Raw genomic sequence first — 12,063 nt, forward strand, 5'->3', positions numbered from 1 at the left:
TTGCCCTCAGCGCTGACCGGCGCCTCCCAAGCCCGGGACTCGTCGCAAGCTTTCCGCCATCACCCGATCAGCGAGCGGGCCTGCCGGATCAAAGCCGCAGAAAACCGCGCTTTTCGGTATGATCAGGGTAGGGGTGAAACAACGGGGTGGCGGAGCGGGAGGGATTCGAACCCTCGATACGCTTTTGGCGTATACTCACTTTCCAGGCGAGCGCCTTCGACCACTCGGCCACCGCTCCGCATTCTCCCGGAAGTGGCGGCGCCTAGCGTGTCGCGGGCCGGATCGCAAGGCGATTGCGCATCGCCGCGGCCTGCGCCAGTCTGAGGCGATGACCGATCTGCTCGCGCTGCTCGCCGCCGTCCTCAGCCCCGCCGCCCAGGCGACGCCGCCGGCGCCCGCCGCCGCGCGGTCGCTGAGCGATCCGCTGCCCGGCGATTGGCGACCGATCCCCGACGACGAGCTGATGATCGTCACGCTCGGCACCGGCAAGCAGGTGGTGATCCGCCTCGCCGCGGCGCTGGCGCCGGCGCATGTCGGCAACATCCGCACGCTCGCCCGCACGCGCTGGTGGGATGGAACCAGCGTATATCGCGTCCAGGAAAATTGGGTGACGCAATGGGGCGACCATACCGAGAAGAAGCCGCTGCCCGCCGGCGTCACCGACCAGCCCGCGGCGGAATTCGAGATCGCCGCCTTCCGGCCGGCGGTGCGGATGCGCAAGGCGGACAGTTACTCGAGCGCGTCGGGGATCACCGCCGACGGCTGGCCGGTCGCGACCGACGGCAGGGCGGCCTGGCTGACGCATTGCTACGGCATGGTCGGCGTCGCCCGCGACAATTTACCCAGCACGGGCAGCGGGGCGGAGCTGTTCACGCCGATCGGCCAGTCGGCGCGGCGACTCGACCGCAATTATACGGTCGTCGGGCGGATCGTGGAGGGCATGCCATATCTGTCCGCCCTGCCGCGCAGCGAGGCGGCGATGGGCATGTACGATCGCGACGAGCAGCGCGTGCCGATCGTCTCCGTGCGACTGGCGAGCGACCTGCCGGCGGCGGAGCGGCCGCATTTCCAGTATCGCGCCGCGGACAATCCCCGTTTCGCCGCCGCGGTGGCGAAGCGCGAGAATCCCGAGCCGCCGATGGTCTCGTTGGGCGGTGCGGCGGTGTGCGACGTGCTGCCGGCGGTCCGGCGCGCGCCCTGAGACCGGCGCAGCGCGTCGACCGGGACGTTCCGGAAAGTCTCAAAGGTCGCACGCAACGCTGCCGGCGCAGACCGAACCGCGGCTGTGCCATCGGCTCTTTGCGCCCGCCCGTGCCGGCGCTGCGGAAAGTCTCAAAAGTCGCACCTGCGACGGGGTGCGCGGCCCCGCAACACCGCGTCGGGCCCGGCGGTTCGGTGGCCGGCGGGCGATCAGTCTACGGCGTCAAAGAGCGGGCAGGGCACTGCCGCCCGCATCCTAACGGCCGATGGCGTTGTAGGACAGCGCCGCCGGCGCTGGGCGTCAGCTCTGCGCGACCCAGTCGGCGACCTGGGCCGCAACCTGGTTGGCGGCCTGGCTGAGCCCGGTGCCGGCATTGGCCGCGTCGATCGCGCCGACCGGCACACGCGCCTCGAAGCGGCGCTTCTCGACCGTCTGCTTGCCGGCGCGGGTCAGCGCCGCGTCATAGACGACCACCGCCTGGCGCTGCCCGGCGTCGAAGCCGAACTGGCGCAGCTCGCCGGCCAGCGTCGCGCTGGGATCGCCGATCGACTGCACCGTCGACAGGACCACCATGTTGCTGCGCGTCGTCAGCGCATCGGCGAGCAGCCGCGCGAACAGCCGCGACGGCGGTTCGGACCATTGCGCGTTCTTGACGTAGGCGACCTCGGTCGGGGTGGTCCACACCGGCACGCGCGCGACCGCGATCGCGGCGGGGCTGGTCGGCACCTGCACGACGATCGAGCGCGCCTTGGCCGAATCCTGCGTCGCGCCGGGCTGTGGCGCGAAACTGGAGGTCAGGGTGAGCAGCTGCGGCGGCGGCTTGGCGCCGAAGCTGATGCAGCCGGCGAGCGGCAGCGCCGCGGCGAGCAGGAGAAGTTTGCGCGTCATGGTCTCACTTGCCCTTGTAGTCGGGGAGCTTCTGCTGGCCGATCAGCGAGCTGGCACCGCCCTGGTCGACCTTGTCGGCGATCGACGACAGCGCGGTCGCGGTGACGCGCAGGTCGCGGACCAACCGGTTCGCCTCCGGGATCGTCTGCTTGGAGAAGGTCTGCAGGCCTGGCCGCGCATCCTGGATCGCCGAATTCAACGTCTCGGCGCTCTGCTTGGCGGCGGCGATCGTCTGGTTGAGGTTGGCGAGTGTCGGCTTGACGTCCTCGGCGAGCACGCCGTTGGTGGTGTCGGCGAGCTTGCCGATCGACTGCGCCGCGTCGCCGGCCTGCTGGATCGCGACCCGCGTCTGCGCCAGCGTCGCCGCAATCTCCGGGCCGCGATCGGCGAGCGCACCGCTCAGCCGGTTGGTATTGTCGAGGATGCCGGCGATCGACGCCTGGTTTCGGTCGGACAGCAGGCCGGTCAGTCGCTCGGTCAGCGTCGACAGCCGCTCGAGCAGCTGCGGCGCGCTGTTCAGGATCGCGCCGATGCCGCCCTGCTTGGTCGAGATGACCGGCACGCCATAGGGGCAGAGCTGCGCATTGGGCTCTTCCGGGCATTTGATCTCGGGCGCGCCCTTGCGGCCGCCGTCGAGCGCGACGGTGCTGGTGCCGGTGAAGCTGCCCTGGATCGTCGCGGTCGTGCCCTGCAGGATCGGTGTGTCGTTGTTGACCGTGACGCGGACGCGGACGAACTGCGGATCGGGCTTCCACAACAGGATCTGCTTCACCTGGCCGCTCGGCACGCCGGAATAGGTGACGGTCGACCCCTTGGCGAGGCCGTCGACGCTCTGCTTGAAGAAGATGTCGTATTCCTTCACCGACTCGCCGCCCAGCCGGGCGATCCAGACGGTGAAGATGGCAAGAACGGCGAGCAGGATCAGCACCACCGCGCCGACGATCACATGGTTGGAACGGGTTTCCATCAGTCGGTCCTCGCCTGCTGCGCGGGTGTCTCGGTGGCGGCGGCACCGGAGTCCTGGAGTTGCTGTTGCTTGACGTCGGTCGGATGCGCCGCCGCCTGGGCATCGGCGGATGCCGCGGCGCGCTCCTTCGAATCGATCGCGGCGCGGCCACGCGGGCCGTTGAAATATTCCTGGATCCACGGGTGATCGAGCGCGAGCAATTCGTCGATCGTGCCGACCGCGATCACCTTCTTGTCGGCGAGCACGGCGATCCGGTCGCAGATCGCATAGAGCGTGTCGAGATCGTGGGTGATCAGGAAGACGGTGAGGCCGAGCGTCTTCTGCAGCGACTTGGTCAGATCGTCGAAGGCGGCGGCGCCGATCGGGTCGAGGCCGGCGGTCGGTTCGTCGAGGAACAGCAGTTCGGGATCGAGCGCCAGTGCGCGGGCGAGGCCGGCGCGCTTGCGCATGCCGCCCGACAGCTCGGCGGGATATTTCGGCCCGGCGTCGGCGGGCAGGCCGGTCATCACCACCTTGTACGCCGCGATCTCCGCCATCAGCGCCGGCGGCAGTTCCTTGTAGAATTCGCGCAAGGGCACTTCGACATTCTCGGCGACGGTCAGCGTCGAGAACAGCGCGCCACCCTGGAACAGCACACCCCAGCGCTTGCGGATCTCGACCGCCTCGGTCTCCTCGCGGCCGATCGTCGGTTCGCCGAACACGGTGATCTCGCCCGCGACCGGCGTCTGCAGGCCGATGATCGAGCGCATCAGCACCGACTTGCCGGTGCCCGAGCCGCCGACGACGCCGAGGATCTCGCCGCGGCGCACCTCCAGGTCGAGGCCGTCGTGGATGATCGAATCGCCGAAGGCGTTCTTCAGGCCGCGGACCTGGATGACGGGCGCGTCGCCATGGGCGCGGGTGCCGGCGCGGGCCATCAGTTCCACCCCACCCAGGTGAAGAACACCGCGAAGAAGGCGTCCAGCACGATCACCAGGAAGATCGCCTGCACCACCGCCGAGGTGGTGCGCAGGCCGACCTGCTCCGCGTCCGATTCGACCAGCATGCCCTGGAAGCAGCCGGCAATGGCGATGATCGCGCCGAACACCGGCGCCTTGATCAGGCCGATGTACAGGTCGGTGATCGGCACCACCTCGCGAATCCGCTGCATGAAGGTGACGGGCGGGATGTCGAGCCCGATCCAGCAGAGCAGGCCGCCGCCGATCATCGCGATCAGCGACGAATAGAAGCCGAGCAGCGGCATCAGCAGCACCGCGGCGATGGTACGCGGCAGCACCAGCGCCTCCATCGGCGAGACGCCGATCGTGCGCATCGCGTCGATCTCCTCGGTCAGCTTCATCGTGCCGAGCTGCGCGGCGAAGGCGGAGCCGGACCGGCCGGCGACCATGATCGCGGTCATCAGCACGCCGAGCTCGCGCAGCGTCAGCCGGCCGACGAGGTTGATCGTGAATACCTCCGCGCCGAACTGGCGGAGCTGCACCGCGCCCTGCTGGGCGATGACGATGCCGATCAGGAAGCTCATCAGGCCGACGATCGCCAAAGCCTGCACGCCGACCACCTCGAACCGGTGGACGGTGGCGTTGAAGCGGAAGCGCGAGGGATGGCGGATGACATTGCCCAGCGCGATCACGGTGGCGCCGAGGAAGCCGAGCAGGCCGTACAGCGTCTTCAGCGCGATGATGACGGCATCGCCGACCTCGCCGACCAGCTGGCCGACGAGACCGCGGCGGCCTTCGCGCAACGCGACGGGCTGGTCGGCGGCGACGACCTGGTCGAGCAGGTGGCGGCCATCCTCGTCGAGACCGTCGATGGCCGCGTCGGTGCGCGCGGCGAGGCGGTGGACCAGCCAGGCGCCGACCGTGTCGATCCGGCCGACATGGTTGAGGTCGATGCGGTCGACCTTGCCCTGCACCTTGTCGAGCCGATCGGGCAGGTCGCCGATCGTGCGCAGCAAGAGGTCGCCGGAGAAGCGCAGCGTGCCGCTGCCATCCTCGCTGAATTCGGCTCTTGCGCTCATCGATCTCGCTCTTGGGCCATTGCGGGACGAACGGCAAGACGCATCCTGCGTACGCCGGACGGTTTGTCCGGTTCAGCCTGAGTCAAAGTAGCACATCCACCGCATGGATGGCGAGGCCGACCAGCCCACCGACCAATGTGCCGTTGACGCGGATATATTGCAGGTCGCGGCCGACGGCGTTTTCGAGGCGGCGGGTGATTGTGCGCGCATCCCAGCTGCGCACGGTTTCCGAGACGAGCCGGACGATGCCGTCGCCATAATCGGCGGCGATGCCGACGACGGTGCGGCGGACGAAGCGGTTGATCGAGCGCGACAGCCGCGGGTCGCCGCCGAGCGTCTGGCCGAGCTGGCGCAGCAGGTCGCCGAGCTGGCCGTTCATCGCGCCTTCCGGATCGCGGGCGATGGCGAGCAGGCGGCCGCGCGCCTGTTCCCACAGGCCGTCGAGCCAGCGCTGCATCGCCGGATTGTCGATCAGCTCCGCCTTCATCGCCTCGACGCGCAGCGCGGTGTCCGGATCGTGCTGCAGGTCCCAGGCGAGTCGGTCGAGCCCTTCCTCGACCTTGAGGCGCAGGGGATGGTCGGGATTCTCGCTCATCTCGACGATCAGCCGTTCCAGCCCGTCGATCAACTTGTCGGCGACCGTCTCGTCCAGGCCGGTCCAGCGCATCACCGAGCCGGCGCGCTCATGGACCATCTGGCGGATGAGATGTTCGTTCGCGGCGAGCGCCTTGGCCGACCAGCGGATCGTCGAGTCGAGCAGCGGCGCATGACGGTTGCCGGCGATCATCGCGGTCAGCAGTTGGCCGAGGATCGGGGCGAGGGCGGTGTCGCGCAGGCGGCCGGCGATCCCCGCCTTGACCATGCCGCCGAGCCGCTGCGGGTCGAGTCCCTCGAGCAGTTGCGCGACCATCTTGGACGCGCCCTGGCGGAAGCGGCCGCCGGCGCCTTCCGGCGGATCGGTCAGCCAGCGGACGATGGCGCCGGCGACGTCGAGCCGGCGCATGCGGCGCGCGATCACCACCGGCTGCAGGAAGTTGGTGCGCAGGAAGACGGCGAGCGTGTCGCCGATCCGGTCCTTGTTTCGCGGCACGATCGCGGTGTGCGGGATCGGCAGGCCGAGCGGATGGCGGAACAGGGCGGTGACGGCGAACCAGTCGGCGAGGCCGCCGACCATCGCCGCCTCGCTGAACGCCTGGACGAAGCCCCAGGCGGGATGGACCGGCGCCAGCGCGCGGCTGGCGAGGAACAGCGCCGCCATCGCCACCAGCAAGGCGGTCGCGACCAGCCGCATGCGGACCAGCGCGGGCGGTGTCGCCTCTGGCATGGCGCTGGCGCGGGTGGCGGTGATCATCCCCGAAACAATCCCCGAACGACGGGAATGTTCAAGGGGGAAGCTTGCGATGCTGCTTCCGTCTCCGGAAGGGGAGGGTGTGCCGTTGGGCCGCCGTCCCGATCTTCGTCATCCCGGCGTACGCCGGGACCCATGGACAGGAGACATCGGCGGTCGTGCGATGCCTCTGCCGTCCCGTATCCATGGGTCCCGGCGTGCGCCGGGATGACGATCACTGGCGCGTCGTCGGCCTCCCCGACCCTCACTCCGCCGGCTGGTCGCCCTCGTAGCCGATGCGGCCCTGCGCGGGGCCGAGCTTGGGCGCGGCCGGGTCGCCGGCGATGCCGACCACCGCGCTGCCGTCGTCGCCGGGGCGGTAGGTGAGCAGGCGCCGGCCGAGGCGCGGGCCGACGAACCGCTCGACGCCGACGGCGAGGCTGAAGGCGGCGGGCACGATCAGCAGCGTGAGGACGGTCGACAGCGTCAGTCCGCCGATCACGACGATGCCCATCGGCGCGCGCCACGATCCGTCGCCGTTCAGCGACAAAGCGGTCGGGATCATGCCCGCGACCATCGCCACCGTGGTCATCACGATCGGCTGGGCGCGCTTGTGGCCGGCGTCGATGATCGCGGTCATCGTGTCGACGCCCTTTGCCATCTCCTCCAGCGCAAAGTCGATCAGCAGGATCGAGTTCTTGGCGACGATGCCGAGCAGCATCAGCAGGCCGATGTAGACCGGCAGCGACACCGGCTTGCCCGCCACCCACAGGGCGATCAGGCCGCCGAGCGGGGCAAGCAGCAGCGAGCCCATGTTGACGAACGGCGGCAGCGCGCGGCGATAGAGGAGGACGAGCACCGCGAAGACCAGGAAGGTGCCGCTGACCACCGCGATGACGAAGTTGGTGATCATCTCCTGCTGCCACTTGGCCTGGCCGAGGGTCAGCTTGTTCACGCCGATCGGCAGGTTCTTCATGGTCGGCAGATTGTCGATCTGCTTCTGCGCGACGCCCGACAGCACGCCGGGGGCGAGGTCGGCGCCGACGGTGATCTGCCGCTGCTGGTTGACGCGGTCGATCTTGGTCGGGCCGGAGCCGAGGCCGATGTCGGCGACGACGCTCAGGGGCACCGAGCCGCCGTTCTGCGTGGTGACGGGCAGGTTCTGGATCGTCGACAGCTCGGTCCGCGCGCCCTCGTCGAGCGCGACGCGGATCGGCACCTGGCGGTCGGAGAGCGAGAAGCGCGCCGAATTCTGGTCGATGTCGCCCAGGGTCGCGATGCGGATCGCGCTCGACAGCGCCTGCGTCGTCACGCCGAGCTGGGCGGCGAGATCGAGCCGCGGCTTGATCACGATCTCCGGCCGCTGGATGTTGCCGGCGACGCGCGGGGCGGTCAGCGAGGGCAGCTTGCTCATCTCGGCGACGATCTGGTTCGCCGTCTTGGTGAGCAGGTCGGGATCGTCGCCGCCGAGCACGACGGTCATGTCACGGCCCGACGAGCCCCAGCCGAATTGCGAGCGGAAGCCGACGCGCGCATCGGGGATCTTGGCGAGCTGCGGCGCGAGCTGGCGCTCGAATTCGGTGCTCTTGAGCTTGCGGTCGTCCTTCAGCGTCGCGGTGACGCGGCCGGTGTTGACCGAACCGTTGGAGCCGGTGCGGGCGTAGACGGAGGCGACGTCGGGCTGCTTGCGCAGCAGGTCGGCGACCTGGCGGACGACCGCGTCGGTCTGTTCCAGCGTGGTGCCGGGCACCATCTCGATCGTCGCGGTGGAATCGTCCTGGTCCTGTTCGGGGCTGAACTGCGACGGCAGCACCGCGAACATGACCAGCGTCAGCGCAAAGGCGCCGACGCCGATGCCGACCACCCACAGGCGATGATCGCGGAAGCGGCCGAGGATGCGGTGGATGCCGCCGCGCGTCGCGCTCGCCTTGGCGCGGCCGCTGTCGAGCGTCCAGCGCAGCACGCCCATATAGGCGTCCATCAGCCGGCCCTCGCCATGGCTGGCGGGACCGGCGGCCTTGAGGAAATAGGCGGCGATCATCGGCGTGACGAGGCGCGCGACCGCCAGGCTCATCAGCACCGAGACGACGACGGTGAGGCCGAAATTCTTGAAGAACTGGCCGGAAATGCCGGGCATGACGCTGACCGGCATGAACACCGCGACGATCGCCATCGTCGTCGCCAGCACGGCGAGGCCGATCTCGTCCGCCGCGTCGATCGATGCCTGATAGGCTGATTTGCCCATGCGCATGTGGCGGACGATGTTCTCGATCTCGACGATCGCGTCGTCGACCAGCACGCCGGCGACGAGGCTGAGCGCGAGCAGCGTCATCTGGTTGAGGTTGAAGCCGAGCAGCTCCATGAACCAGAAGGTCGGGATCGCCGACAGCGGGATGGCGAGCGCGGAGATCAGCGTCGCGCGACCGTCGCGCAGGAACAGGAACACGACGATGACGGCGAGGATCGCGCCCTCGATCATCGCATGGATCGCGCTCTCATATTGCATCTCGGTGTATTTGACGCTGTTCGAACGCAGCACGAAATGCACCGAGGGGTTGCGCTTCTCGAGATCGGCGAGCTTCTTCACCGCGCCGTTGAACACGCTGACGTCGGACGCGCCCTTGGCGCGCTGGAAGTCGAAGCTGATCGCCTGGCGGCCGTCGACCGCGGCGCGGCTGCGCTGTTCGGCATAGAGGTCGCGGACCGTGGCGATGTCGGCGAGACGGACGGTGCGGCCGGCCGACACCGGGATCAGCGTCTGGCCGAGGTCGTAGGCGTTCTTGGCATTGCCGAGCACGCGCACCGATTCCTCCGCGCCCGCGATCTCGGCGCGGCCGCCGGCGGCGTTGAGGTTGATCGCGCGCAGCTGCTGGTTGACCTGGCTGGCGGTCAGCCCCTGGCTCTGCAGCTTGGCGGGGTCGAGGATGACGCGGATCTCGCGGGTGACGCCGCCGTTGCGGTTGACCGCGGCCATGCCGGGTACCGACAGCAATTCCTTGGTGACGGTATTGTCGATGTACCAGCTGAGCTGTTCCACCGTCATGTCGTTGGAGATCGCCGAATAGCTGGCGAGATCGTTGTCGGTGGTGTTGGCGCGGAACACCTGCGGTTCGAGGATGCCGTCCGGCAGGTTGCTGCGGATCTGCTGGATCGCGCTGCGCACGTCCTCGACCGCGCGGTCGATCGGCGTGCCGATCGTCAGCTGGACGACGGTCTGCGACTGGCCCTCGGTGACGGTGGAATTGATCTCGTCGACGCCCTGCAGGCTGCGCAGCGCCGATTCGACCTTTTGCGTGACCTGGTTCTCCAGCTCGGTCGGCGCGGCGCCCGGCTGGCTGATGACGACGATCGCGACCGGGAAGTCAATGTCGGGATCGTTGTTGACGCTCATCCGCATGAACGACACGACGCCGGCCAGCGTCAGCGCGACGAACAGCACGATCGGCGGAACCGGGTTGCGGATCGCCCAGGCGGAAATGTTGCGAAAGCTCATGACGATCAGCTCGCCTTGGTGGTGGCAGCGCGGAGCAGCGGCTTGACCTTCTGCCCCGGCGACAGGAAGCCGCCGGCGGATTGCACCACGCGCTCCGTGCCGTCGAGGCCGCTGGCGATGGTGATCCCGGTGTCAAAGACCTGGCCGACCTTGACGTTGCGGCGCTCGACCTTGTCGTCCTTGCCGACGACATAGACGAAGCTGCCCTTCTCGTCGCTCTGCAGCGCCGAATTGGGCAGCAGCGGCGCCTGGCCGGCCCCGCCGATGATCGTCGCGGTGGCGAAGCCGCCGGGGCGGATCGCATTGTTGTAGGCGACCTGGACGCGGGCGGTGCCCTGGCGCGTCTGCGGGTCGATGATCGGCGACAGCTGCCAGACGGTGCCGGGGAAGCCCTGGGTCGACCCGACCGGCGTGACGGTGGCGCGCGAGCCGACGTGGAGGCCGGCGAGGTCGGTTTCCGCGACCTGCGCGCGCAGCTCCATCTGGCCGTCCATCGCCATGCGGAACAGGACGCCCGAACCGCTGCTGACGATCTGGCCCGGCTCTGCCTGGCGGGTCAGCACCAGGCCGGCGGCGGGCGCGCGGATGTCGAGCCGGCCGTTGCGCGCCTGCGTCTCGCGCAGCGCCGCCTGGGCGACGCGGACGCGGGCGGCGGCGGCGTCGCGGGTCGCCGCCTTGCGCTGCAGATCGGCCTTGGAGATGAAGCCGCGGTCGACCAGCGCCTGCGCCCGGTCGAGTTCGGCCTGGGCGATGTCCTGATCCGATTTGGCGACGGCGATCTGCGCGGCGAGGCTCTGCGCGGTCTGTGCCTGCACCGATCGGTCGACGGTGGCGAGGACCTGACCGGCCTTCACCCACTGGCCGGGCTCGACCAGCACGCGGGTGATCATGCCGCCCTCACCGGCGACGCCGACCGGCATCTCGCGCTTGGCGGCGAGCGTGCCGGTGGCGTTGACGGTGCGGTCGACCAGCTGGCGGCCGGGGACGATGACGCTGACCAGCGGCAGCTGCTCGCCCTGCGCCTTGGGCGCTTGGTGCTTGCGGCCGAACAGCAGCCAGCCGGCGATTACCGCGACCAGGATCACGGCGATGATCCCGACGACGCGGCCTTTGCCGCGCGGCGCGGGCGCGCCGGGCAAGGCGAGCCGCTCTTCCTGTCCGATCATCCCGGTTTCGTAATTCATGCCCGACCCCAATCCTCACCGAACAGCTGTATTACATGAATATAGCACTTCGCTCAAGCCCCCCGGCGAGCGGTGCCGCGCTGTGCCCGAAATATGCTGCAACCGCAAGGAAAAGGCCCGTTCAGCCAAGGTTGTAGCAGGGTCGGGCAGGGCGCATGGACGACAAGGATCAATAACGGGAGACATAGTGTGAAGCAGGCGATCGGGGTGCGGACGGCGACGGGCGCGGCGATGTTGGCCGCGGCCCTGCTGGTGGCGGTGCCCGCCACGGCGCAACAGGCGGCGCAGACGGTGGAGCCGCTGGTACCGGCCGCCGGCACCGTTCTGGAGGTGAGCGCAGAGGGCCGGACGACGCGGGTGCCCGATCTGGCGACGATCCGCGCCGGCGTGGTGTCGCAGGCGCCGACCGCGGCCGCGGCGCTGTCGGACAATGCGCAGCGGATGGCGCGCGTGATCGCGGCGCTGAAGCGCGCCGGGGTCGCCGAGCGCGACATCGCCACCTCGACGGTCGGGCTGGCGCCGCAATATCGCTATGCCGACAACCAGCCGCCGACGATCACCGGCTATCAGGCGACCAACAGCGTGGCGATCCGCTTCCGCGACGTGGCGCGGGCCGGCACGATCCTCGACGCGCTGGTGGCGCAGGGGGCCAACCAGATCGACGGGCCGAACCTGTCGATCGACAAGCCAGATGCCGCGCTCGACGAGGCGCGCACCGACGCGGTCAAGCGGGCGCGGGCGAAGGCGGACGTCTATGCCGCCGCCGCCGGCCTGCGCGTCGTCCGCATGGTGTCGATCAGCGAGGCCGGCCAGGACGCCGGCGGGCCCGAGCCGGTCCGGCCGATGATGATGATGCGCGTCCAGGCGGAGGCTGCGCCGACGCAGATCGCGCCGGGCGAGAAGGACGTCACGGTGACATTGTCGGTGCGCTTCCTGCTGGGGTGACGCGGAAAAAGCGCCTCCCCGGATGCGGGGAGGCGCCGCAG

At 69.4% G+C, this 12,063-nt stretch carries 9 protein-coding genes and 1 tRNA gene; 2 read left to right on the forward strand and 8 right to left on the reverse strand.

Features of this window, described 5'->3' with window-relative positions; translation table 11 throughout:
- Positions 1 to 147: 147 nt before the first annotated feature.
- Positions 148 to 238, reverse strand: a tRNA-Ser gene (locus D9601_RS00005).
- Positions 239 to 328: 90 nt separating this feature from the next.
- On the opposite strand from D9601_RS00005, the gene D9601_RS00010 reads away from it, so the two are divergent.
- Positions 329 to 1,201, forward strand: coding sequence for a peptidylprolyl isomerase (locus tag D9601_RS00010; protein WP_198351916.1), 873 nt, complete (start codon positions 329 to 331; stop codon positions 1,199 to 1,201).
- A 300-nt stretch (positions 1,202 to 1,501) separates the two neighbouring features.
- Here D9601_RS00010 and D9601_RS00015 read toward each other — a convergent pair whose 3' ends face one another.
- The 7 genes from D9601_RS00015 to D9601_RS00045 all read right to left on the reverse strand — a co-directional run bounded on the left by D9601_RS00015 (position 1,502) and on the right by D9601_RS00045 (position 11,077).
- Complete coding sequence (locus D9601_RS00015) at positions 1,502 to 2,089, reverse strand: ABC-type transport auxiliary lipoprotein family protein (protein ID WP_198351917.1); 588 nt, start codon at positions 2,087 to 2,089, stop codon at positions 1,502 to 1,504.
- Between the two features lie 4 nt (positions 2,090 to 2,093).
- A complete protein-coding gene (locus tag D9601_RS00020) occupies positions 2,094 to 3,056 on the reverse strand; it encodes an MlaD family protein (RefSeq protein WP_198351918.1) in 963 nt (320 codons plus the stop codon).
- Positions 3,056 to 3,973, reverse strand: a complete 918-nt coding sequence (locus D9601_RS00025) for an ABC transporter ATP-binding protein (RefSeq protein ID WP_198351919.1) — start codon at positions 3,971 to 3,973, stop codon at positions 3,056 to 3,058. Before D9601_RS00025 ends, D9601_RS00020 begins: the two co-directional genes overlap by 1 nt.
- Entirely contained in the window at positions 3,973 to 5,073 is a 1,101-nt protein-coding gene (locus D9601_RS00030; RefSeq protein ID WP_198351920.1) for an ABC transporter permease, read from the reverse strand. The genes D9601_RS00025 and D9601_RS00030 overlap by 1 nt, the downstream gene beginning before the upstream one ends.
- An 82-nt stretch (positions 5,074 to 5,155) precedes the next feature.
- Positions 5,156 to 6,364 carry a DUF445 domain-containing protein gene (locus D9601_RS00035; protein ID WP_198353292.1) on the reverse strand — a complete coding sequence of 403 codons (1,209 nt, stop codon included), beginning with the start codon at positions 6,362 to 6,364 and terminating at the stop codon, positions 5,156 to 5,158.
- A gap of 301 nt (positions 6,365 to 6,665) precedes the next feature.
- Positions 6,666 to 9,893 carry an efflux RND transporter permease subunit gene (locus D9601_RS00040; protein ID WP_198351921.1) on the reverse strand — a complete coding sequence of 1,076 codons (3,228 nt, stop codon included), beginning with the start codon at positions 9,891 to 9,893 and terminating at the stop codon, positions 6,666 to 6,668.
- A gap of 5 nt (positions 9,894 to 9,898) precedes the next feature.
- Positions 9,899 to 11,077 (reverse strand): efflux RND transporter periplasmic adaptor subunit, encoded by a 1,179-nt coding sequence (locus tag D9601_RS00045; protein ID WP_198351922.1) that lies wholly within the window; start codon positions 11,075 to 11,077, stop codon positions 9,899 to 9,901.
- A 231-nt stretch (positions 11,078 to 11,308) separates the two neighbouring features.
- Between D9601_RS00045 and D9601_RS00050 the strand changes: the two genes are divergently transcribed.
- Positions 11,309 to 12,022: an SIMPL domain-containing protein gene (locus D9601_RS00050; RefSeq protein ID WP_198353293.1), complete on the forward strand. Its 714-nt coding sequence runs from the start codon at positions 11,309 to 11,311 to the stop codon at positions 12,020 to 12,022.
- The last annotated feature ends 41 nt before the right edge of the window (positions 12,023 to 12,063 follow it).

The organism is Sphingomonas sp. MA1305 (genome assembly GCF_016107325.1).
GTDB lineage: Bacteria > Pseudomonadota > Alphaproteobacteria > Sphingomonadales > Sphingomonadaceae > Sphingomonas.